This is a genomic window from Streptococcus sanguinis (assembly GCA_013378335.1).
GTDB lineage: Bacteria > Bacillota > Bacilli > Lactobacillales > Streptococcaceae > Streptococcus > Streptococcus sanguinis_I.
In genome coordinates, this window is the sequence record CP040556.1 from 83448 (window position 1) to 107393 (window position 23946).

24 protein-coding genes are annotated in these 23946 nt (G+C 45.5%); 23 read left to right on the top strand and 1 reads right to left on the bottom strand.

The window, feature by feature from the left end; genetic code table 11:
• Nucleotides 1–91 precede the first annotated feature (91 nt).
• From FFV08_00515 to FFV08_00565, 11 genes are all read left to right on the top strand, one after another.
• Nucleotides 92–1093: an acetylxylan esterase gene (locus FFV08_00515; protein QLB51293.1), complete on the top strand. Its 1002-nt coding sequence runs from the start codon at nt 92–94 to the stop codon at nt 1091–1093.
• Between the two features lie 382 nt (nt 1094–1475).
• Nucleotides 1476–2174: an N-acetylmannosamine-6-phosphate 2-epimerase gene (locus FFV08_00520; protein ID QLB51294.1), complete on the top strand. Its 699-nt coding sequence runs from the start codon at nt 1476–1478 to the stop codon at nt 2172–2174.
• 13 nt (nt 2175–2187) lie between these two features.
• On the top strand, nt 2188–3324 hold the full coding sequence (gene ugpC / locus FFV08_00525; protein QLB51295.1) for a sn-glycerol-3-phosphate ABC transporter ATP-binding protein UgpC: 1137 nt from the start codon (nt 2188–2190) through the stop codon (nt 3322–3324).
• A gap of 256 nt (nt 3325–3580) precedes the next feature.
• On the top strand, nt 3581–4900 hold the full coding sequence (locus FFV08_00530) for a carbohydrate ABC transporter substrate-binding protein (protein ID QLB51296.1): 1320 nt from the start codon (nt 3581–3583) through the stop codon (nt 4898–4900).
• A gap of 95 nt (nt 4901–4995) precedes the next feature.
• A complete protein-coding gene (locus tag FFV08_00535; GenBank protein QLB51297.1) occupies nt 4996–5883 on the top strand; it encodes a sugar ABC transporter permease in 888 nt (295 codons plus the stop codon).
• Nucleotides 5884–5899: 16 nt separating this feature from the next.
• The gene (locus tag FFV08_00540) at nt 5900–6730 is read left to right on the top strand and encodes a carbohydrate ABC transporter permease (protein ID QLB51298.1); all 831 of its coding nucleotides are present in this window, start codon (nt 5900–5902) and stop codon (nt 6728–6730) included.
• Nucleotides 6731–6734: 4 nt separating this feature from the next.
• Nucleotides 6735–7187: a DUF386 domain-containing protein gene (locus tag FFV08_00545; GenBank protein ID QLB51299.1), complete on the top strand. Its 453-nt coding sequence runs from the start codon at nt 6735–6737 to the stop codon at nt 7185–7187.
• Between the two features lie 21 nt (nt 7188–7208).
• Complete coding sequence (locus FFV08_00550; protein ID QLB51300.1) at nt 7209–7859, top strand: DUF624 domain-containing protein; 651 nt, start codon at nt 7209–7211, stop codon at nt 7857–7859.
• A 34-nt stretch (nt 7860–7893) separates the two neighbouring features.
• Nucleotides 7894–8811 (top strand): N-acetylneuraminate lyase, encoded by a 918-nt coding sequence (locus FFV08_00555; protein ID QLB51301.1) that lies wholly within the window; start codon nt 7894–7896, stop codon nt 8809–8811.
• A 33-nt stretch (nt 8812–8844) separates the two neighbouring features.
• Nucleotides 8845–9729 (top strand): ROK family protein, encoded by an 885-nt coding sequence (locus tag FFV08_00560; GenBank protein QLB51302.1) that lies wholly within the window; start codon nt 8845–8847, stop codon nt 9727–9729.
• A 45-nt stretch (nt 9730–9774) separates the two neighbouring features.
• Entirely contained in the window at nt 9775–10104 is a 330-nt protein-coding gene (locus FFV08_00565) for a DNA helicase (protein QLB51303.1), read from the top strand.
• A gap of 60 nt (nt 10105–10164) precedes the next feature.
• Here FFV08_00565 and FFV08_00570 read toward each other — a convergent pair whose 3' ends face one another.
• Nucleotides 10165–11016, bottom strand: coding sequence for a MurR/RpiR family transcriptional regulator (locus FFV08_00570; protein QLB51304.1), 852 nt, complete (start codon nt 11014–11016; stop codon nt 10165–10167).
• A gap of 413 nt (nt 11017–11429) precedes the next feature.
• Here FFV08_00570 and FFV08_00575 point away from each other — a divergent pair, with 413 nt between their 5' ends.
• From FFV08_00575 to FFV08_00630, 12 genes are all read left to right on the top strand, one after another.
• Complete coding sequence (locus FFV08_00575; GenBank protein QLB51305.1) at nt 11430–11753, top strand: hypothetical protein; 324 nt, start codon at nt 11430–11432, stop codon at nt 11751–11753.
• Nucleotides 11743–13698: a V-type ATP synthase subunit I gene (locus tag FFV08_00580; protein QLB51306.1), complete on the top strand. Its 1956-nt coding sequence runs from the start codon at nt 11743–11745 to the stop codon at nt 13696–13698. The genes FFV08_00575 and FFV08_00580 overlap by 11 nt, the downstream gene beginning before the upstream one ends.
• 132 nt (nt 13699–13830) lie before the next feature.
• On the top strand, nt 13831–14310 hold the full coding sequence (locus tag FFV08_00585) for a V-type ATP synthase subunit K (GenBank protein ID QLB51307.1): 480 nt from the start codon (nt 13831–13833) through the stop codon (nt 14308–14310).
• A 10-nt stretch (nt 14311–14320) separates the two neighbouring features.
• Nucleotides 14321–14911: a hypothetical protein gene (locus FFV08_00590; protein QLB51308.1), complete on the top strand. Its 591-nt coding sequence runs from the start codon at nt 14321–14323 to the stop codon at nt 14909–14911.
• Between the two features lie 10 nt (nt 14912–14921).
• Nucleotides 14922–15935, top strand: a complete 1014-nt coding sequence (locus tag FFV08_00595; GenBank protein ID QLB51309.1) for a V-type ATP synthase subunit C — start codon at nt 14922–14924, stop codon at nt 15933–15935.
• A complete protein-coding gene (locus FFV08_00600; protein QLB51310.1) occupies nt 15922–16242 on the top strand; it encodes a V-type ATP synthase subunit F in 321 nt (106 codons plus the stop codon). The genes FFV08_00595 and FFV08_00600 overlap by 14 nt, the downstream gene beginning before the upstream one ends.
• Nucleotides 16243–16249: 7 nt before the next feature.
• Complete coding sequence (locus FFV08_00605; protein ID QLB51311.1) at nt 16250–16945, top strand: GNAT family N-acetyltransferase; 696 nt, start codon at nt 16250–16252, stop codon at nt 16943–16945.
• Nucleotides 16946–17028: 83 nt separating this feature from the next.
• Entirely contained in the window at nt 17029–18900 is a 1872-nt protein-coding gene (locus FFV08_00610; GenBank protein ID QLB51312.1) for a V-type ATP synthase subunit A, read from the top strand.
• Nucleotides 18887–20281, top strand: a complete 1395-nt coding sequence (locus FFV08_00615; GenBank protein ID QLB51313.1) for a V-type ATP synthase subunit B — start codon at nt 18887–18889, stop codon at nt 20279–20281. The genes FFV08_00610 and FFV08_00615 overlap by 14 nt, the downstream gene beginning before the upstream one ends.
• Nucleotides 20278–20901, top strand: a complete 624-nt coding sequence (locus FFV08_00620; protein QLB51314.1) for a V-type ATP synthase subunit D — start codon at nt 20278–20280, stop codon at nt 20899–20901. The genes FFV08_00615 and FFV08_00620 overlap by 4 nt, the downstream gene beginning before the upstream one ends.
• A gap of 319 nt (nt 20902–21220) precedes the next feature.
• Complete coding sequence (locus FFV08_00625) at nt 21221–22318, top strand: LysM peptidoglycan-binding domain-containing protein (protein QLB53250.1); 1098 nt, start codon at nt 21221–21223, stop codon at nt 22316–22318.
• A 112-nt stretch (nt 22319–22430) separates the two neighbouring features.
• Nucleotides 22431–23915: a threonine synthase gene (locus FFV08_00630; GenBank protein ID QLB51315.1), complete on the top strand. Its 1485-nt coding sequence runs from the start codon at nt 22431–22433 to the stop codon at nt 23913–23915.
• Nucleotides 23916–23946: the final 31 nt, after the last annotated feature.

Here is a 23946-nt window from a genome sequence, read left to right on the forward strand (position 1 = left end):
AAAACAGAAAATCTATATATTAACCTATTGAAAATTTCTTCTTTCTATGGTATGATGAAAGAGGTTTCAAGAATCGTTGGGAGGATAAGACATGAAAAACCCTACTTTACTTAAAGAAATGTTACATTATCGCGGAAGAGATGAAATGCCTGACGATTTTGATACCTTTTGGAATAGACAAGTGGCGGAGGTGGAAGTGCCTCAGGACTACCAGTTGCTGGAAAAAGATTTTCGAATTGCATATGCAGCTTGTTACGAGCTAACTTTCAAGACTGGAAATGGTGGACTAATCTATGCTAAGCTAGTTGTGCCTAAGTTATCAGAAAAAGTTCCGGTATTGTTTCATTTTCATGGTTATATGGGGCAGGGCTGGGATTGGGCTGATATGCTGGCCTATACGGCAGCAGGCTGGGGTGTGGTGTCGATGGATGTCCGTGGTCAGTCAGGCTATTCACTGGATGGCAATAGAGAAGTTCGCGGGAATACTGTTAAAGGACATATTATACGCGGGGCTCTAGATGGACCGGATCAACTTTTTTTCAAGGATGTCTATCTGGATGTTTACACCTTGATCGAGCTAGTGGCTGGTTTGGACTTTGTGGATGAAAACCGTTTGTCTAGTTTTGGAGGTTCACAGGGTGGGGCCTTGGCCTTGGTAGCAGCTGCTTTAAATTCTCGGATTAAGCAGACTGTAGCCATCTATCCCTTCCTTGCTGACTTTAGACGGGTTTTGGAGATTGGCAATACCAGTGAAGCCTATGATGAGCTCTTTCGTTATTTCAAATTCCATGATCCTTTTCATGAGACAGAAGAACAGTTGTTGCAGACACTTGCTTATATTGACGTGAAAAATCTGGCCCATCGTATTAGCTGTCCTGTTCAAATGATTATTGGTCTGGAGGATGATGTTTGCTATCCTATCACGCAGTTTGCCATTTATAACTGCTTGGCTGGACAAAAGGAGTATCATCTCCTGCCTGAGTATGGGCATGAGACTATGAATGTCCGTGTCAGTGATACTGTCTTTAACTGGCTCTGCGGAACCAAAATAAAAAGACCTTGTCTCATTTCGGACTTTAAATCCGAGAGATAATATTCGTCCCCCCTTTGGGGCTAGGTAATGGCCTAGCCCTTTTTACTTGCCTGAGGGAGTATAGATAGAAATGAGAATCTTTTTTAGAAGTTCGCTTGCTCCTTAATTGGCTTTTCTACAAAATGAAATCCTGAAAGTACTTTCAGGAATTTCTGTTTTTCTGGAAAATTCGGAAACTAAAATCTAAATCTCAAACAATATTGAAAGCGCTTTAAAAATTATTTATAATAACATTATGAAATACTCGAGTTAAAAAAAGGAGTCTAGGATAAGGAAGTAAAAATATTTGTTTACGGCCTTCTTCTCTGCTCCGCCTGAGATCCTAGATAGTTGTTAGACTATCTGATCAGACAGATGTCTTACGAAAGGAAATTGTATATTCATGTCACAGATTCTAAAAGATGATTTGATAGCCAAGATTAAAGACGGCATCATTGTTTCTTGTCAAGCCTTGCCCCAGGAGCCGCTTTATACTGAAGCTGGAGGAGTCATCCCTCTCTTGGTCAAGGCTGCTGAGCAGGGTGGTGCTGTCGGTATTCGAGCTAATAGCGTTCGCGATATTCGGGAGATCAAGGAAGTAACTTCTCTGCCCATCATCGGAATTATCAAACGCGACTATCCGCCACAAGAGCCTTTTATCACGGCTACCATGCGGGAAGTGGATGAGTTGGCTGCTCTGGATATTGAAGTGATAGCTTTGGACTGTACTAAGCGGGAACGCCATGATGGCTTGACAGTTGCAGATTTCATCAAGCAGGTCAAGGCCAAATATCCTCATCAGCTATTGATGGCAGATATCAGTACCTATGAGGAAGCTGCTGCTGCAGTAGAAGCTGGTGTAGACTTTGTCGGCACGACCTTATCGGGCTACACTTCCTATAGCCCCAAGGTTGACGGACCGGACATTGAGCTAATCCGCCGCTTGTGTCAAGCAGGCTTTGATGTCATCGCTGAAGGAAAGATTCACTATCCGAGTCAAGCCAAGCAGATACATGATTTGGGTGTAAGAGGCATCGTTGTCGGCGGAGCCATTACTCGGCCTAAAGAAATTACAGAGCGCTTTGTTGCAGGATTAAAATAAGTGAGGTAGATGAATGACAACCTTAACATTAAATAAACTATATAAAAAATATCCTAATAGTGATTTTTACTCTGTTGAAAATTTTGATTTGGATATTAAGGATAAGGAGTTTATCGTTTTTGTAGGACCTTCCGGTTGCGGGAAATCAACAACCTTGCGGATGATTGCAGGCCTTGAGGATATCACAGAAGGGGAGCTCTATATTGATCAAAATCTTGTCAATGACATTGCTCCTAAAGATCGGGATATCGCTATGGTTTTCCAAAATTATGCCCTTTATCCTCACATGACTGTTTATGACAATATGGCATTCGGGCTCAAGCTTCGCAAGTATGACAAGGCTGATATTGACAAAAGAGTTCAGGAAGCGGCGGAAATCCTTGGGCTGAAAGAGCTACTGGATCGTAAACCAGCCGACCTGTCTGGTGGTCAGCGCCAGCGGGTAGCTATGGGGCGGGCGATTGTCCGTGATGCCAAAGTCTTCCTTATGGATGAACCCTTGTCCAACTTGGATGCCAAACTGCGCGTGTCCATGCGGGCAGAAATCGCAAAAATTCACCGTCGTATTGGAGCGACGACTATCTATGTAACCCACGACCAGACCGAGGCCATGACCTTGGCTGACCGCATCGTTATCATGTCAGCTACTAAGAACGAAGCAGGAACAGGTACTATCGGTCGAATCGAGCAAATCGGTACGCCGCAGGAACTTTATAACGAACCAGCTAATAAATTTGTGGCAGGCTTTATCGGCAGTCCAGCTATGAATTTCTTTGAAGTGAACTTAGAGGGCAATCAGCTTACAGATGGACAAGGGTTTGCTGTAGGACTTCCAGACGGTCAACGTAAAATCCTAGAAGAAAAAGGCTATGAAGGAAAGAAAGTGATACTGGGCATTCGACCAGAGGATATCTCGGCTGAGTTGATAGTAGAAGATACTTTTCCAGATAGCACTGTAGATGCTGAAGTCACCGTTTCTGAGTTGCTAGGCAGTGAGTCTGTTCTCTATTGTAAGGCTGGCGTACAAGAATTTTCAGCCAAAGTGGAAGCTTCTAACTATTTGGAGCCTGGCTCTAAGATTCGCTTTACCTTTAAGATGCCTAAGGCTCATATATTTGACTTTGATAGTCAAGAACGAATCGAAATTTAAGAATTTTAAACAAAAATGAAAACGCTATCTATAAAAAGAGATTTATTAAAAAGGAGTGAATTTATCGAGTTAAGATTCTAAAATAGTTATTTACTGTTCTGAAGAAGCAGTAAAACAAGAAGGGCTAACAGGTCCATGTCTATCGCCAAGCCCAATTCTTGCTTGAAGCTGGAAAAACAAAGACAAATAAGTCTTTCAGTTTTTGTAAAGAAAAGGGCCATATTCAAGAGAAATTCATTTTTAAGGAGAAAAGGATATGAAATTCGGAAAATTATTCGCATCGTTATTGACAGGTGCTGCAATTGTTTCTTTAGCAGCCTGTGGAAACAATGGCGGATCAGATAAAACAGCTAGCTCTGGCAGTAATTCTGGCAAAACAGAGATTACTTGGTGGGCTTTCCCAGTCTTCACACAGGAAAATGCCAACGATGGTGTTGGAACTTATGAAAAATCAATTATCGAAGCTTTTGAAAAAGCGAATCCAGATATTCATGTCAATCTAGAAACTATTGACTTTAAATCTGGTCCTGAAAAGATTACGACAGCTATCGAAGCAGGCACAGCACCAGATGTTTTGTTTGATGCACCAGGTCGGATTATTCAGTATGGAAAAAATGGTAAATTAGCTGATTTGAACGATCTCTTTACTGATGACTTTGTCAAAGACGTCAATAATGATAACATTATCCAAGCTAGCAAGGCAGGAGATAAAGCTTACATGTATCCTATCAGCTCTGCTCCATTCTATATGGCTTTCAATAAGAAAATGTTGGAAGATGCCGGTGTAGCAAATCTTGTAAAGGAAGGCTGGACAACATCTGATTTTGAAAAAGTGCTGAAAGCTCTGAAAGATAAAGGCTACACTCCAGGTTCCCTCTTTAGTAATGGTCAAGGTGGTGACCAAGGAACTCGTGCCTTCATCGCTAATCTTTATGGCGGATCTATTACAGATGAAAAAGTTACCAAATACACAACTGATGATCCTAAGTTTGTCAAAGGACTGGAAAAAGCAGTTGGCTGGATTAATGACGGTTTGATGATGAACGGCTCTCAATATGATGGTGGAGCAGATATTCAAAACTTTGCTAACGGCCAAACATCCTACACTCTTCTTTGGGCTCCTTCTCAAAATGGTATTCAAGCGCAACTTTTAGAAGCCAGCAAAGTCGATGTAGTGGAAGTACCGTTCCCATCAGAATCTGGCAAACCAGCACTTGAGTATCTTGTAAACGGATTTGCAGTCTTTAACAATAAAGATGAAAAGAAAGTAGCAGCTTCTAAGAAATTCGTCCAATTTATCGCTGATGACAAGGAATGGGGACCTAAGAATGTAGTTCGTACAGGTGCTTTCCCAGTTCGTACTTCATTTGGAAAACTCTATGATGATAAACGTATGGAAACCATCAGTGGATGGACTCAGTACTATTCACCATATTACAACACTATTGATGGCTTTGCGGAAATGAGAACACTTTGGTTCCCAATGCTCCAATCTGTATCCAATGGTGATGAAAAGGTTGAACCTGCTTTGAAGACATTTACAGAAAAAGCAAACGAAACAATTACTAAAAAATAAGCAAATGTGAAATCCTCCCCTTTTTCTGTTGACAGTTTCTAGAAGTAGAAAAAGGGGGATTTTGTTAGAAAATCTTGAAAGAGGGGTACCTCATTGTGAAAGTCAATAAAATCAGAATGAAAGAAACCCTAGTATCATACGCGTTTTTAGCTCCAATTCTGATATTTTTCACGGTATTTGTCTTGGCACCTATGATTATGGGTTTTGTTACTAGTTTTTTTAACTATACGATGACCTCCTTTACTTTTGTCGGATTTGATAATTATATTCGGATGTTTAAAGATCCGGTCTTTATGAAATCTCTGATTAATACGGTCATTATCGTGGTCGGCTCTGTGCCGATTGTAGTTCTCTTCTCTTTGTTTGTGGCTTCGCAGACTTATGAGATGAATGCTGTCTCTCGTTCCTTTTACCGTTTTGTATTCTTCCTGCCAGTTGTTACAGGGAGCGTAGCTGTGACGGTTGTATGGAAATGGATCTACGATCCGCTGTCTGGTATTTTGAACTTTGTTTTGAAGTCAGGCCATGTCATCAATCAAAATATTTCTTGGCTTGGCGATAAACATTGGGCATTGCTAGCGATTATCATTATTCTCTTAACAACTTCTGTGGGTCAACCTATCATTCTCTATATCGCAGCTATGGGAAATATTGACAATTCTCTAGTTGAGGCTGCGCGAGTGGATGGTGCGACAGAAATGCAAGTCTTCTGGAAGATCAAATGGCCTAGCCTGCTTCCAACAACCCTTTACATTGCTATCATTACTACAATTAACTCATTCCAGTGTTTTGCCTTGATTCAGCTCTTGACATCAGGCGGACCTAATTACTCAACCAGTACGCTCATGTACTATCTGTATGAAAAAGCCTTCAAGTTATCTGAATACGGCTACGCTAATACCATGGGAGTCTTTCTAGCAGTCATGATTGCCATCATCAGCTTCGCCCAATTCAAGATTCTTGGAAACGATGTAGAATACTAGAGAAAGGAGAAAGAAGATGCAAACTAAAAAAATGAATGTTTTTAAGGTAGTATCAGGATTTGTTCTGGCCATACTAACCATCCTCTTTGTCTTTCCTTTCTATTGGATTTTGACAGGAGCTTTCAAATCTCAACCAGCAACGATTGTCATTCCGCCAGAATGGTGGCCAAAAATGCCAACAGTTGAAAACTTCCAGCAATTGATGGTGCAAAATCCAGCCATGCAATGGATGTGGAATAGTGTTTTCATTTCGCTTGCGACCATGTTTCTGGTCTGCGCCACTTCTTCTTTGGCAGGATATGTTTTGGCCAAGAAGCGGTTCTATGGTCAACGGATTCTTTTTGCAATCTTCATTGCGGCCATGGCTTTGCCTAAGCAAGTAGTGCTGGTACCACTAGTGCGTATTGTGAATTTCATGGGAATTCACGATACCTTGGCTGCGGTAATCTTACCGTTGGTTGGCTGGCCTTTCGGAGTTTTTCTAATGAAGCAGTTCAGTGAAAACATTCCGACAGAACTTCTTGAGTCTGCTAAAATCGACGGTTGTGGCGAAATTCGGACTTTCTGGAGTGTTGCTTTCCCGATTGTCAAACCGGGCTTTGCGGCTCTAGCTATTTTTACCTTTATCAATACTTGGAACGACTACTTTATGCAGTTGGTTATGTTGACATCTAGACAAAATCTGACAATATCTCTCGGGGTTGCGACCATGCAGGCTGAAATGGCAACCAACTATGGCCTAATCATGGCTGGAGCTGCTTTGGCTGCAGTGCCAATTGTGGCAGTCTTCCTCATCTTCCAAAAATCCTTCACACAAGGAATCACTATGGGAGCTGTTAAAGGATAGAAATATGATTTTTGATCAATTAGAGAATCTCGTTCGCTATCGAGGGATTCACAAAAATATCGATACAGCCATTGATTATCTCCTGAGTCACGATGTATCTAATCTAAACTCAGGGCGCTATGAAGTAGATGGTGATAGGGTCTTCTTCTTTTTGCAGGAAAATACTCTCAGTCAGCAGCAAGAGGAAAGCTTTGAATTTCACCAGAAATACTTGGACTTGCACTTTCTTTTGGAAGGGCATGAACTGATCCAATATGGCTGTCAGATTAGAGAAGTTCAGGAAGCCTATGATGAAGGTCGAGATATTGGTTTTGTTGTTTGCGAACAGACTTATCCGCTCTTATTAGACGGTTTCAATTTTGCTGCTTTTTTGCCAGAAGAAGCCCACCAGCCCAATCAATTTGCTGGCAGAGAAGAGACAGTTAAAAAGTGTGTATTTAAAGTTTTGTTGGATTAATATTTGAAAAGGAGGCTAGCAATGGATAAAAGAGGTAGCCGATTGATAGAGACTATTTTTGATACGGATAATTTCTTTATGCAGATTTGTGAGAAAATCCTTGATTTAGCGACTGTAAACTTGCTTTTTCTGCTGACATCTCTGCCTCTTCTAACCATTGGTATTGCGAAGCTAAGCCTCTATCAAACTCTTTTTGAGATCAAAGGCGGTCGTCGTGTAAAAGTAACGGCTGTCTATATCAAGGCCTTCCGAGAAAATTGGCAGTTGGGCTTCAAATTGGGTCTGCTGGAGCTGATGCTGTCTGCTATCAGTATTTTTGACCTCCTTCTTATCTGGGGGCAGGAGGCTCTGCCTTTTCAAATACTGAAAGTTGCCTGCTTTGCTCTTCTTATCTTTACAACAGCACTCTTTTTGTGTGTTTATCCACTGGCTGGCCGATTTGAGCAGTCTCTCATAGGTGGGTTACAGACTAGTCTAGTTTTGCTCAGTCTTAACTTTCCTTGGTTTTTCCTGATGATAGCAATTCTAGTAGCTATTTTGACAGTGCTTCTTAGTTCAGGACTTTTGCTTTTACTAGGGCTGTCGCTCCTTATTTTAATCGGTTTTGCTGGATTGGCCTTCATGCAGATTACTGTTTTAGAGAAGATTTTTGCCAAATACGAAAGGCCTTAATTTATAGAAATTTTAGATTTGGAGATAAAAGAAAATGAAAAATATGACCAAATACCAAGGTGTCATTCCTGCTTTCTATGCCTGCTATGACGAGGAAGGTGAAATCAGCCCGGAGCGGACTCGCGCTTTAGTGGAATATTTCATCGCCAAGGGCGTGCAAGGTCTTTATGTCAACGGTTCTTCGGGCGAGTGTATCTATCTGAGCGTGGAAGACCGAAAACGGGTTCTAGAAGAAGTGATGAAAGTTGCTAAGGGGCGTCTGACTATCATTGCTCATGTGGCTTGCAACAATACTAAAGACAGCGTGGAACTGGCTCGTCATGCGGAAAGTTTGGGTGTCGATGCTATTGCAGCTATTCCGCCGATTTATTTCCGTTTGCCAGAGTATTCGGTTGCCCAGTATTGGAATGACATCAGTGCGGCGGCGCCTAATACTGATTTCGTGATTTACAATATCCCTCAGCTGGCTGGTGTAGCCTTGACTCCTGGCCTTTACAAGGAAATGCTCAAGAATGAGCGCGTGATTGGTGTGAAGAACTCTTCAATGCCGGTGCAGGATATTCAGACCTTTGTATCTCTTGGGGAAGAAGATCATGTAGTCTTTAATGGTCCAGATGAGCAATTCTTAGGTGGCCGTCTTATGGGTGCTGCAGCCGGTATCGGTGGTACATACGGAGCTATGCCAGAACTCTTTCTCAAACTCAATCAACTGATTGCTGACAAGGAATTGGAACGGGCTAAAGAATTGCAATATGCGATTAATGCCATCATCGGAAAATTAACCAGCGCCCACGGCAATATGTACGCTGTTATTAAGGGTGTTTTGGAAATTAACGAAGACTTGGCCATCGGATCTGTCCGCTCTCCTCTGACACCGCTACAGGAAAGTGATCGGCCAATTGTGGAAGAAGCTGCTCAGTTGATTAGACAAACCAAGGAGCAATTTTTATAAGCAACAGGATAAACACTAGAGAGAAGGTGTGCTATGAAACACTATTTTGCTATTGATATTGGCGGTACCAATATCAAGTATGGCTTAATTGACGAGGCGGAAACCTTGGTGGAAGCACATGAAATGCCAACAGAGGCCCACAAAGGCGGTCCGGGAATTATGCAGAAAGTTGAAGGCATTGTTGCAGCCTATTTAGAAAAAGGAGCTCTGGCTGGGATTTGTATTTCTTCAGCTGGTATGGTAGATCCAGACAAGGGTGAAATTTTCTATGCCGGGCCGCAGATTCCGAATTACGCTGGGACCCAGTTCAAAAAAGTGCTGGAAGAAAAATTCTCCCTGCCTTGTGAGATTGAAAATGATGTCAACTGTGCTGGCTTGGCGGAGGCTATGTCGGGCAGTGGCAAGGGAGCCAAGATTGCCCTTTGTTTGACAATCGGTACAGGTATCGGAGGCTGTCTGGTCGTAGATGGTCAGGTCTTCCATGGCTTTAGTAACTCTGCTTGTGAGGTCGGTTACCTGCATCTACCAGACGGAGCCTTTCAGGATGTGGCATCTACAACAGCTCTGGTCAATTATGTGGCTGAGCTACATGGAGAAGACGCAGAGCATTGGAATGGCCGTCGGATTTTCAAAGAAGCAACTGAGGGCAATAAACTCTGTATCGAGGGCATCGATCGCATGGTTGGCTATCTAGGTCAAGGAATTGCCAATATCTGCTATGTCGTTAATCCGGAAGTTGTTATCCTAGGAGGCGGCATCATGGGACAAGAAGCTATCCTTAGACCGCGGATTCAGGCGACTTTGCAGGATGCTTTAGTCCCAAGCATTGCTGACAAAACCAAACTGGCCTTTGCTCATCATCAAAATACTGCGGGTATGTTTGGAGCCTACTATCATTTCAAAAATAGACAAGCTTAACCTGAGATTTTTCTCAGGTTCCTTGTCTTTCAAGAGGAAAATCAAATGACAGAAAGAAGTTTCATTCAGGAAGCTGCTCAGCTTCTAGATTCTTTGATGGAAGATTTTCAAAAGAAGACAATTCAATCAAGTGATGAAATCCGCTTTTACGAGTGCTTAGCAGAAGTTTTAAGGAGCTTGGAGAAAGCCAAAGCCCCGGATAACCGCCTCCTCATTGCTCTTGAAAGATTCCATAAACGTGCTAGTTTTTTAATTGGTCTTAGTAGCCTCAAAATGGATCAGTCTACTTATCAAAAGTGGCGTGCCTACGATGCTTTTCATATGGAAAAAGTTCAGCCTCAATTAGAAATCTACGGGCCAATCCTTCCCTTGTGAAAGAAAGAGAAAAAAGTTAGACCGAAAAAGAAAAACGAGTCAGAAAATCCTGAATCGTTTTTATCTTTTGTGGGTATTGCGACGGTAGTAGCCATTCAATTTCTGGTTTTCCCAATAGCTGTTAAAGATTTTTTCTTTCTTCTCGCGGTTAATCTCGAGGAAAAAGGCATAGATAAGATCGATCATGAGAAGCATGGGGAATTGTGCTGAAATTCGCAGGATAAACTCAGGCTTGCTTTGAAGGGCAACAGGAACGACTTCAGTGAAGTCTTCTTGAATCTTTTCAGGTTGTCCTGTCACCAAGATGGTTTTTGCTCCCATATTTTTAGCGTCAATCAAGCTGTCAATGATGGACTGGGTTTGTCCGGATAGAGAAAATCCAATAACGAGGCAGTTCTTGTCCAGAATACTAGTTGTCCAAGCGAAGCCATCTTGGTCGGTTAGGGCTTCACAAACGACTCCCAGTCTCATGAAGCGCAGCTTCATATCACGTGCTACTAAGCCCGAGCTCCCTGTTCCAAAGAAATAAACTCGGTCCGCCTCTTCTATGATTTGAGCCACTCGCTCCAGCTTTTCCTCATCTATCAGTTCTTTTGTTTGCTGGTGGATTTGATTGTAGTTGTACAAGACATGACGAGATAAGCTGCTTTGCATATTATCCGCCTCGGTTTGTGCCTTTGGTAGATCCTGTAGATATTGAAAGCTAAATTCTCGATAACCTTTAAAGCCACATTTTTTGGCGAAACGGGTCAAGGCTGCTTGAGAAATGTGCAAGGTTTGAGCGACTTGCAAAGAGGATAAATCCTCTTGAATACTATTTGGATTCAAAAAATAGTGACCAATCCTCTGTTCCAAGTCGGTCATCTTGTCAAGATGGCTCTCAATGATGGCCAAGATATTCTGCTGACTCATAAAATCACTTTCTTCATGGGATAATGTTTATTAAAAGTTTAAGGGCTGTTCTGGCTGGAAGGTACATTGAAGCCACTTTTACTTTTCTGCTATTCTATATTTGTCTTAGAATTTGTTTATATTATAACATAGTTATAGACAAATAAACCGTTTGCAAGACTGAAACTTATCAAGAGTGCACAGCTGAGCCTGATTTGTAAGTATTGAAATGAATCAAATCTATATCGGCTTTTCCTATTAGTTTGAGATGCCTGTTTAGTAATCTCTGACAGTTTTTCTGAAAATATGTTATAATTTATGCAAGTACGAAGCTGTATTCCAGAAGATAACTTGCCAGATGGTTGGACAGTCAGCTAGGAATGCAGATTTTAAAATCCGTTTTCGAAGGTTTTTGAAAACGAGGGGGTGAATAGATGGCCAATGAAACACTTGAAAAAATGCAGGAAATTGAGACTGCTGCAGAAGAAGTTTTGATGGGCTACAGGAAGCAGGCTCAGGAGCTACGGCAGCAGGTAGATGAAAATCTCAGGCAGCTGGGTCTGACCTATGACGCTGAAACGCAGAAGCTGGCAGAGGAATTAACCGCGACTTCCCAGCAAAAGTTGGTGCACCTGCAGCAAGACTTGGAGCAGACAACCCAGCAAAATGAGGACAAGGTTGCGGCTGCGCTGACGGACAAAAAAGCAGACTTGGCGCGAGCCATTGTAGAGAAGGTGGTAGAAGCCTATGGCCATTAGTCAAATGCAGCAGTTGTCTCTGCTTTTGCCCAAGGAACTGCTGGACCAGCTTCTCTTTTACCTACAGGGCTTAGAGTCGGTTCAGATTCATGACCTGCGGCAGGAAGAGGACTGGCAGGCAGCCTTTGAGCAGGCTTTAGTCGGCCGGCCAGATCGGCAGCTATCTCAGCAGGATTTGCTCAGTCGTCAGGAAAAGCTCGAGAGGCTGATTGCAGAGCTGGAGCCCTTTATGCCCAAAAAGAAGCTGCTAGAGTCCTTAAAAGAAGATCCTTTGGAATTATCCTTTGCGGCTTTAGAGCAGGCAGGTAAGGATCGAGATGAGGCAGCGCTATTAGAAGGAATCAGCAAGCAGCTTAAGGTCTTACAAGATGCTAAGGAACAGATAGAAGCTGACCGCTTGGAAGTGGCTGCACTGGAGAAGTGGGAGCCACTGGAGCTAACACCGCAAGCAGCTGCGACTTTCAGTCATCTGGGAGCTTTGATTGGGACGATTCCCAATACAGACGACGATGCTCTGCGTCTGACTCTGGGAGCATATCCTGATCTGAAGTTTCAGGAAGTCTTTACCGATGATACGGAGCATGGGGTTCTTATTTTTTATAAGACAGGCTCTCTGGAAGATGTTCGCAAAATCATGAAAGAGTATGGCTTTAAGCCCTTTGAGTTTGACCATGCGGAACTGCCTGCTGAGAGGGTAGCCCAGCTCAAGGCCAATATTCGACAGCAGGAGGCTGTGGCGGAAGCTCTGACAAATAGTCTGGCAGCTTCCAAGAATGAACTGGACCAGCTTAAGGTTCAACTGGACTATCTCTGCAATCTCTCCTCCCGTCAAGAAAGTAAGAACCAGTTAGCCAGCACGCAAAATCTGGCAGCCTTGGAAGGCTGGATCGAAAGCAATCAAGTTCAAGCTCTTGAGGCTTGCTTGACAGAGCAGTTTGGCCAGAGCATTCTCATCCAGACCAGAGAGATTCGACAGGACGAGGAAGATAAGGTTCCGACCAAGCTAAAAAACAATGCCTTGGTGGAGCCCTTCGAGCTAGTGACGGAGATGTATTCCCTGCCTAAGTATGGTGACAAGGATCCAACCCCCGTCGTTTCCCTATTTTATTTTGTATTCTTTGGCATGATGGTTGCCGACATTGGCTACGGGTTCTTGCTCTTTGTGGGCACCAGTCTGGCGCTGCACTTCTTGCATGTCAAGCCGGGACTGGCTAAGAATCTGCGATTCTTCCGCCTGCTGGGTGTGGCAGTCATCATCTGGGGACTGGTTTATGGCTCTTTCTTTGGATTTGAACTGCCCTTCGCTCTGATTAGCACCAGCTCCGACGCCATGACGATTCTGGTTATTTCGGTCGTCTTTGGCTTTGTTACAGTGCTGGCAGGTCTCTTCCTCAGCGGTCTGAAAAATATCCGCCTTAAGGATTATGCAGAAGCTTATAATGCAGGCTTTGCTTGGGTGCTTATTTTGCTGGGGCTGCTACTCTTGGCCTTGGGGAATTTCTTTCCATCCTTGGCCTTTGCAGCAACGATTGGTCAGTGGCTGGCCATCATCAATGCTCTGGGCATATTGGCAGTATCCATTGTCAGTGCTAAGAGCTTGTCAGGACTGGGGTCAGGTCTCTTTAATCTCTACAATGTCAGCGGCTATGTAGGAGATCTTGTCAGCTTTACGCGGCTGATGGCTTTGGGGCTTTCGGGAGCCAGCATTGGCTCGGCCTTTAACCTGATTGTCAGCCTCTTTCCACCTGTCGCTCGCTTTAGCATTGGCATTCTACTCTTTATTGCCCTGCATTTGGTCAATATGTTTCTATCTTTTCTGTCCGGTTATGTACACGGAGCACGTTTGATTTTCGTGGAATTCTTTGGAAAATTCTACGACGGAGGCGGCAAGCCTTTCACTCCGCTCAAGCCTAGCGAAAAATACGTTCAGCAAAGCAAGAAATAAAGATTAGGAACTATGGTAAGAGATGAGAAGCTCATCTTTATAAAAACACTTTCTAAAACATCAAAACAAGTATTATTCATTCAACTAGCTGTTGGTTTTATGACGATTACAGCATTTTCATAGGAGTAAATCATGGAACATTTAGCATCATATTTTGGAACTTACGGCGGCGCCTTTTTTGCAGGTCTGGGAGTAGCTTTGGCGGTTTTTCTCAGCGGAATGGGCTCAGCTTTAGGTGTTGGAAGCACAGGTCAGGCAGCGGCAGCCCTCTTGAAAGAGCAGCCGGAAAAATTCGCTCAAGCTCTGATTCTGCAGCTTTTGCCGGGTACCCAAGGTCTCTACGGCTTTGTTATCGGGATTACCGTTTTCTTTAATATCAAGCCAGAATTGGCTCTGCAATCAGGCGTGGCTTATTTCCTAGCAGCTCTGCCGGTTGCCATCGTAGGCTACTTTTCAGCCAAGCACCAAGGGCGAGTGGCGACAGCTGGTATTCAGATTTTGGCCAAGCGCCCGGAAGAGGTCATGAAAGGAGTTATCCTTGCGGCCATGGTTGAAACCTACGCCATCTTGGCTTTCGTTGTATCCTTCATCATGGTTCTGAATGTGAAGTAAGGAGGCTTTTATGTCTGACATATCAGATCTCAAAGCTTCTGTCTTGGAGCAGGCTCACGAGAAGGGGCGTTTGCTTTTGGCCGAGGCTACTGAGAAAATAGAGCAGGAAGCCAAGGAGCGTGAGGCCCAGCTGGTTCGGCAAAAGCTTGGACAGCGGGAGCAGCAGCTCAAAGAAATCAGCCGGCGCAGTCAACGTGAAATCCAGCAGTTGGAAAATCAAAAGCGCCAGTCTACTTTGGTCATCAAGCAGCGGGTTCTCAGAGAGCTTTTTGAGGAATCCTATGCTCAGATGGTGGCTTGGTCACAGATTGAGGAAGAGCAATTTCTGAAGAGTGTCCTTGCTAAATATCCAGAGGAAGAGTTGACACTGGTTTTCGGTGCCCTATCAGCTGAGAAATTCAGCTCCAGCCAGTTAGAAGGCTTGAAAAAGGCCTTTCCGCAAGTACACTTTTCAGACCAGTCTATAGCCGGTCAGGCAGGTTTTGTACTAAGCCAGGGACGGGTGGATGACAGTTATCTCTATCGTGACTTGCTGGACTTTGTCTGGCAGGAGGAAAGCTACCGTCTGGCTCAGGATATTTTCAAAGACCAGGCAGAATAGGAGGCGGACCATGAGTGAAACAAGCTTCTCTCAAGTCAATACAGCCATTAGTGTGCAGGAGGCTTCCTTTTTGACGCCCCAGCAATATGAACAGTTGCTGCAGGCTGACGATCCTGCCAGCTGTTCGGCTCTTCTGCAGGGAACGGTCTATGCCATGGATGCTGAAGCTATCAAGGATCTCAATGCCATTGAGCAAGTACTGATGAAGCATTTGTATTCCGTTTATAATTGGGCGCTTGAGATTAGTCCAAGTAAGGAGCTGGTGGAGATTTTCACGCTCCGCTACACCTACCACAATCTCAAAGTTTTTCTAAAGGGTCGGGCGACAGGTCAGTCCTTGGAGCATTTGCTGATGCCGGTGGGGACCTATTCGCTGGAGGTTTTGGAGCACTTGGTCATGGCCTTTTCGGCTGAGTATTGTCCAGATTTCATGCTGGACGAGGTGCTTGCGACCTGGCAGGAATACCAGGATTATCAGGATGTGCGCGTGCTGGAGATTGGCATGGACATGGCTTATTTCCAGCATCTCAAGCGTCTGACACAGGAGTTGGAAGATGAGAGCCTGCTGCAGCTGGTGAATCTGACTATTGATTTTTACAATGCCATCACCGTCAAGCGGGCTGTTGGCTTGGGAAAACCGCGCAGCTTTATGAGGCAGCTCCTGTCTGATGAAGGAAGCCTTTCTGCTGCCAACTGGATTGCTATGGCAGAGCAGGGGGATTTCTTGACTTGGTTTAGCCAGGTCAATCCCTGTGGTTACGATCTGGATCTGCGCTCCTATGAGGAAAAAATGCGGAACCAGACCTTGACGACAGTAGAGTTAGAATATCTAGCGGACCTCTTGCAGGCTAAGTTGCTGGCGGCTGGTCAGTTTGAGACAGATGGACCACTACCTCTGGCCCGCTATCTGCTGGGCAAGGAGTTGGAAGTCAAGAATCTGCGGTTGATTTTGACCGGAATGGACAATCAGCTGCCCGTAGAGCTTATCAGAGAAAGGATGCGACCGATTTATGGACAAGACTAGCTACAAGATTGCGGTCGTGGGGAATCGCGATACCATTCTCCCTTTTAAGCTGATTGGTTTTCAGACCTTTCCAGTGAAGGAAGCTCAGGAGACGGTCAATACCCTGCGTCGGCTCGCCCGCGAAGATTTCGGCATTATCTATCTGACGGAGGATATAGCTGCGGATATTCCAGAAACCCTGGCCTACTATGACCAGCTGGAGATTCCTGCTCTTGTGCTTATCCCTACCCATAAGGGGAGCACGGGTCTGGCTCTTTCGCGGATCCATGAAAATGTCGAAAAGGCTGTTGGACAGGATATATTGTGAGGTTTTTATGCGAATCAATCAACTAGGTCAGCCCATTGGGGATGCTCTGCCGGATTTTCAGCCGGGAAACTTGCCCAATCTGGAGCGAATCGAAGGCCAGTATGTTATTATCGAGCGTTTGTCCAAGGAAAAGCATGGGGCGGATTTGTATGAAGTGTATGGTCCGGATTCTCCTGCGGATATGTGGACCTATCTTTTTCAAAATCCTGCCCAAAGTCAGGAGGAATGGTCCCAGAAGCTAGATCAGATGCTGGCGGCTCAGGATCGTTTTCACTATGCGATTGTAGACAAGGAGAGCGGTAAGGCTCTAGGAACTTTTGCCTTGATGAGGATTGACCGAAATAACCGTGTCATCGAAGTGGGAGCTGTGACCTATTCGCCCGAGTTGAAGCGCACCAGACTGGCTACTGAAGCCCAATACTTGCTGGCACGCTATGTCTTTGAAGAGCTGGAGTATCGCCGCTATGAATGGAAATGCGATGCCCTCAATCAGCCGTCAAGGCGGGCAGCAGAACGGCTTGGTTTTATCTATGAAGGCAGGTTTCGTCAAGCTCTTGTCTATAAGGGGCGCAACCGAGACACTGACTGGCTGTCTATGATTGACAAGGATTGGCCGGCCGTCAAGAGCCGTCTAGAAAAATGGCTCAGCCCAGACAATTTCGACGAAAAGGGTCAGCAAATAAAAGCCTTATCTTATTTTTAAGATAAAAAGAAACAATCCTTGCTGTAGAGCTAGCTAAGAAGGATATCAAACTCGCGGCAAGGATCAAAAAATACTATTTGGAAATGAAATTCAAACTGTTACTTAGTTTGCTCTTTGATTTTCATGGAGAAGCAAGAAAAATCTCCCAAGAATGGAGGAAGATTGTGAGTCAAGGAAAGATTATCAAAGTTTCTGGCCCTCTGGTGCTGGCATCAGGGATGCAGGAAGCGAATATTCAGGATATCTGCCGGGTTGGCGATTTGGGGCTAATCGGTGAAATTATCGAAATGCGGCGGGACCAAGCCTCTATCCAGGTTTATGAGGAAACTTCTGGCTTGGGTCCGGGAGAGCCGGTCATCACGACTGGAAGCCCTCTGTCCGTTGAACTGGGACCTGGTCTGATTTCCCAGATGTTTGACGGGATTCAGCGGCCTTTGAAACGTTTCCAGACCATCACGGAGAGCGACTTCCTCGTCCGCGGTGTCCAATTGCCAAATCTAGACCGAGAGACTAAGTGGGATTTTGCTCCAAGTCTGTCTGTCGGAGATGTGGTTGAGGCTGGTGATATTCTGGGAACGGTGCAGGAGACTAATCTGGTGGAGCACCGCATCATGGTGCCGGTTGGTATCAGTGGACGCTTGGTCAACATCTCTGCTGGCAGTTTTGCTGTCGAAGAGACTGTTTACGAGATTGAGCAGGCGGATGGGTCTATTTTTAAAGGGACTCTCATGCAAAAATGGCCAGTGCGTCAAGGTCGTCCTTTCGCTCAAAAGCTGATTCCGGTTGAGCCTTTGGTGACAGGTCAGCGGGTTATCGACACCTTCTTCCCAGTGACCAAGGGCGGAGCAGCTGCTGTACCAGGACCATTCGGGGCTGGTAAGACTGTGGTTCAGCACCAGGTGGCCAAGTTTGCCAATGTTGACATCGTTATCTATGTCGGCTGCGGTGAGCGTGGCAATGAAATGACTGACGTACTCAATGAATTTCCAGAACTAATCGACCCATCAACTGGCCAGTCCATCATGCAGCGGACGGTGCTGATTGCCAACACCTCCAATATGCCGGTGGCGGCCCGGGAAGCATCAATTTACACAGGGATTACGATTGCCGAATACTTCCGTGATATGGGTTATTCGGTGGCTATCATGGCGGATTCTACCTCTCGCTGGGCGGAAGCACTGCGGGAAATGTCCGGCCGTCTGGAAGAAATGCCAGGTGACGAAGGCTATCCAGCCTATCTTGGCAGCCGGATTGCGGAGTATTACGAGCGAGCAGGCCGGGTCAAGACGCTCGGTTCGACTGCGCGTGAAGGCTCTATTACTGCTATCGGGGCCGTATCCCCTCCGGGTGGAGATATTTCTGAGCCGGTAACGCAAAATACCCTGCGGATTGTCAAGGTCTTCTGGGGCTTGGATGCTCAACTTGCTCAACGTCGGCACTTCCCTGCTATCAACTGGCTGAGCTCTTATTCGCTCTACCTAGACGAAGTGGGAGCCTATATCGACCAGCATGAGAAGATTGCTTGGGCTGAGAAGGTCACCAAGGCCATGAATATCCTGCAAAAGGAAAGCGAACTGCAGGAAATCGTGCGTTTGGTAGGCTTGGATTCCTTGTCTGAAAAGGACCGCCTGACCATGAATGCTGCTAAGATGATTCGCGAGGACTACCTGCAGCAGAATGCCTTTGATGATGTGGACACCTATACTTCTTTCAAAAAACAGGTGGCTTTATTGAGCAATATCCTGACCTTCGATGCGGAGGCCAATCGTGCCTTGGAGCTGGGAGCTTATTTCCGGGAAATCATGGAAGGAACGGTGGAGCTGCGTGACCGAATTGCCCGCAGCAAGTTTGTCCATGAAGACCAGCTGGAAAAAATCCAGGCCCTCAGTCAGACTATTGAGGAAACCCTGCACCAGATTCTTGCACAAGGAGGACTAGACAATGAGCGTCATTAAAGAATACCGCACCGTCAGTGAAGTTGTCGGCCCTCTGATGATTGTCGACCAAGTCGCTGGTGTGCATTTCAATGAATTGGTAGAAATCCAGCTGCATGACGGCAGCAAGCGTCAGGGCCAGGTTCTGGAAGTCCAAGAAGATAAGGCTATGGTCCAGCTTTTTGAAGGCTCCAGTGGGATTAATCTAGAAAAAGCCAAGGTTCGCTTTACCGGCCGTCCGCTAGAGCTACCAGTGTCAGAAGACATGGTGGGACGGATTTTCAATGGAATGGGCAAGCCAATTGATGGCGGCCCAGCTATCTTGCCAGAAAAATATCTGGATATTGACGGTCAAGCTATCAATCCAGTAGCTCGCGACTATCCGGATGAGTTTATTCAGACTGGAATTTCGGCCATCGACCACCTCAATACCTTGGTTCGGGGGCAAAAACTGCCAGTATTTTCTGGCTCTGGTCTGCCCCACAAGGAATTAGCCGCTCAAATCGCCCGTCAGGCAACCGTGCTTAACTCTGATGAAAACTTCGCCGTGGTCTTTGCGGCCATGGGGATTACCTTTGAAGAAGCCGAGTTCTTCATGAATGACCTCCGGGAGACTGGAGCCATTGACCGCTCGGTGCTCTTTATCAATCTGGCTAATGACCCAGCTATCGAGCGTATTGCGACGCCGCGGATTGCCCTGACAGCAGCCGAGTACCTAGCTTATGAAAAGGATATGCACGTTCTGGTCATCATGACCGACATGACCAACTATTGTGAAGCCCTGCGGGAAGTTTCTGCAGCTCGTCGTGAAGTGCCAGGCCGCCGTGGGTATCCGGGCTACCTCTATACGAACCTGTCAACCCTCTATGAGCGGGCTGGACGTCTGGTTGGCAAGAAAGGCTCAGTGACGCAGATTCCGATTCTGTCCATGCCAGAGGATGACATTACCCATCCGATTCCAGACTTGACAGGTTATATTACGGAAGGCCAGATTATCCTTTCACGCGACCTTTACAACAGCGGCTATCGTCCGCCCATCAATGTCCTGCCTTCTCTGTCTCGTCTCAAGGACAAGGGATCGGGTGAGGGCAAGACCAGAGGTGACCATGCCGCAACTATGAACCAGCTATTTGCCGCCTATGCGCAAGGCAAGCAGGCCAAGGAGTTGGCTGTCGTTCTGGGGGAATCCGCCCTGTCCGAAACGGACAAGCTCTATGTACGTTTTACCGACCGCTTCGAGCAGGAATACATCAATCAAGGTTTCCAGACCAATCGAACCATTGAGGAAAGCTTGGATCTGGGCTGGGAACTCCTGTCCATCTTACCAAGAACGGAGCTCAAGCGGATCAAGGACGGTATGATTGACCAATACCTGCCGCAGACCAAGGAGGAAGAAAGATGACGCGACTCAATGTCAAGCCGACTCGGATGGAGCTGAATAACTTAAAAGCCCGTCTCAAAACGGCTGTCCGTGGGCATAAATTGCTCAAGGATAAGCGGGATGAGCTGATGCGGCGCTTCATTGAGTCTGTCCGTGAGAACAATCAGCTCCGGCAAAAGGTCGAAGCAGCTCTAGTTGGTCACCTACAGGATTTTGTCATGGCCAAGGCATTGGAGAGTGATCTCATGGTCCAGGAAATCTTTGCTGTGCCCATGCGGGAAGTCAATCTGCATGTGGAAACAGAGAATATTATGAGTGTGCGCGTGCCCAAGATGCATGCCCATATTGACAATTCATACAGTGATGACGAGGGAGACGTGGTTTATAGCTATGTGGCGTCTAACAGCCAAATGGATGAAACTATTGAAAGCATGAGCGATCTGCTTCCGGACCTGCTGCGACTGGCTGAGATTGAAAAAAGCTGCCAGCTCATGGCGGATGAAATCGAGAAAACCCGCCGCCGGGTCAACGGGCTAGAGTATGCTACCATCCCTGACCTCAAAGAAACCATCTACTATATCGAAATGAAGCTGGAAGAAGCCGAACGGGCCAGCCTTGTCCGAATGATGAAGGTGAAATAAGATACCAAGACCGTTAAGAGCTCACAGCAAAAATAGGAAAATGGACGAAGAAGCGATAGCTTCTAGGAGATTTTATGATTTTGCCCAGAGCTTAGGTCGGGTTTAGCTTAACAGAATACCAAGAGTTTAAATAAGTCCAAAAGAACCTCTCTAAATGGGGTTCTTTTGCTTGCTGCCAATTTTAATATGTTACAAACAAATCTCCATATTACAGGAGGCAGACAGTTCTGTTAAATAGGTCGAAAAAGGCTTTTTTCTTAGAAGATTTATGGTAAGATGGTTTTCGTATCATGAATGATTAGGAAGGTGCATTATGCAAATGAAAATGAATAAGAAATTACTTTTGGCTTCAACTGTTGCTTTGTCAGCATTGCCTTTGTTTACAACAAAAGCCGAGGAGCAGCCACAAAACTGGACTGCCAGAACAGTTGAGCAAATTAAAGCGGATATTACGAGTAATGAAAACCAACAAACTTACACTGTTCAATATGGAGACACTTTGGGAAATATCGCTCAAGCAATGAATATTGACCTTGTTGAATTGGCAAAAATCAATCAAATTGCCAATGCAGACTTGATTTTTCCAGGTACTGTTTTGACCGTTACAACAAATGGACAAAATGAAATTGCCTCTGTAGAAATCCAAAGCTACCAAGCAGGAAATAACGCAGGATATGTAACAGAAAGTTATACAGCTGACGAGATTTTTGGTACTGAGCAAGCAGCCCCTGCGGCACCGGCTCAAGCAGCAGAAACTCCAGCTCCAGCTGTTGAGGAAGCTGTTGCGGCTCCAGCAGACCAAGCACCAGCGCCTGCTGAAGAAGCTCCTGCCCCAGTAGCAGAAGTTGCAAGTGAAGCAGCGCCAGCTGCGGAAGACAATGCAGCCGCTCCAGTAGAAGCAGCGCCACAGCCAGTAGTTGCTGCAAGTCCAGAAGCACTAGCAGAGGCAGCACCAGAAGTGACTGAATTAGGCCAAGACCAGGTCAGTCAAGCAACTGCCGCTGTTGAGCCAACAACTTACAACGCTCCAGCTGTAACAGATGCAGCTAGCGTGACGACTAACAATCCTGCTAATGAAGGTCTTCAGCCACAAACTGCTGCTCTGAAAGAAGAGATAGCAGCTAAATATGGAATTACAGAATTTAGTCTTTACCGCCCAGGTGATAGTGGTGACCATGGTAAAGGCTTGGCGGCTGACTTTATCGTTGGTGACAATACTGAATTAGGAAACCAGGTCGCAGCCGATGTTACTTCTAACATGACTGAAAGAGGCATCTCTTACGTTATCTGGCAACAACAGTTCTACGCGCCATTTGAAAGCGTTTATGGACCAGCTAATACTTGGAACCAAATGCCAGACCGTGGCAGCGTAACTGAAAACCATTACGACCACGTTCACGTATCTATGAATGAATAAGATGAAAACAAGCCCAGAAATGGGCTTTTTCTTATATTCTCTGTGAAAAAGCGAGAATTTTCTGATAAATTTTGGTATAATAAAGCGAACTACAGATAAAGGATGAGAAAGAATGACCTTAGTTTATCAATCAACACGCGACGAAAAGAATAGAGTAACAGCTAGCCAGGCGATTCTGCAAGGCTTGGCAACAGACGGCGGTCTGTTTACGCCCATTACCTATCCGCAGGTCGATTTAGACTTTTCCAAGCTCAAAGACGCTTCTTATCAGGAAGTAGCTAAGCTGGTTTTGTCTGCTTTTTTGGATGATTTTTCTGAAGAAGAGCTGGACCACTGTATCAACCATGCCTATGACAGCAAGTTTGATGATGCGGCGATTGCTCCCTTGGTCAAGCTGGATGGTCAGTATAATCTAGAGCTTTTCCACGGAGCGACCATTGCCTTCAAGGATATGGCTTTGTCTATCCTGCCTCACTTGATGACAACCGCAGCCAAAAAGCACGGTTTGGAAAACAAAATTGTCATTTTGACGGCGACTTCTGGCGACACAGGTAAGGCGGCTATGGCAGGCTTTGCGGACGTTCCTGGGACTGAAATCATCGTCTTTTATCCCAAAGACGGTGTCAGCAAGGTTCAAGAGCTGCAAATGACGACCCAGACAGGTGCCAATACGCATGTTGTTGCCATTGATGGCAACTTTGACGATGCCCAGACCAATGTCAAGCACATGTTCAATGACACAGACCTACGAGCTCGTCTCTTGGAGCACAAACTGCAGTTTTCATCAGCCAACTCCATGAATATCGGCCGTTTGGTGCCTCAGATTGTCTACTATGTCTATGCCTATGCTCAGTTAGTGAAGACGGGAGAAATCACAGCAGGAGACAAGGTCAACTTTACAGTTCCGACGGGGAACTTTGGTAATATCCTGGCGGCCTACTATGCCAAGCAAATCGGTCTGCCGGTTGGCAAGCTGATTTGTGCCTCTAATGAAAACAATGTCCTGACTGACTTCTTCAAGACTCAGGTTTATGATAAGAAGCGGAGCTTCAAGGTGACGTCTAGTCCGTCCATGGATATTCTGGTTTCCTCTAACTTGGAGCGTTTGATTTTCCATCTGTCTGGCAATAGTGCTGAGAAAACAGCTGGTTTGATGGCGGCTCTGAATAAGCATGGACAGTATGAACTGACAGACTTTGATGCTGAGATTTTAGAGCTCTTTGCAGCTGACTATGCGACAGAAGAAGAAACAGCAGCTGAAATCAAGCGGGTTTATCAAGCATCTAACTACATCGAAGACCCTCATACGGCCGTTGCGTCTGCTGTCTATCAAAAATACTTGGCAGAAACAGCTGATCAGCGCAAGACAGTTATCGCATCTACTGCTAGTCCTTATAAATTCCCAGTCGTGGCCGTTGAGGCTGTGACTGGTCAAACAGGACTCAGTGACTTCGAGGCTTTGGACCAACTGCACGAACTTTCTGGTGTAGCCCTTCCACCAGCCGTGGATGGCTTAGAAACAGCCCCAGTGCGTCATAAAACGACAGTCGCTGCAGATCAAATGCAGGCAGCAGTCGAGGATTATTTGGGGTTGTAAAAAACAAAAACATCAGCTTATTCATTGGCTG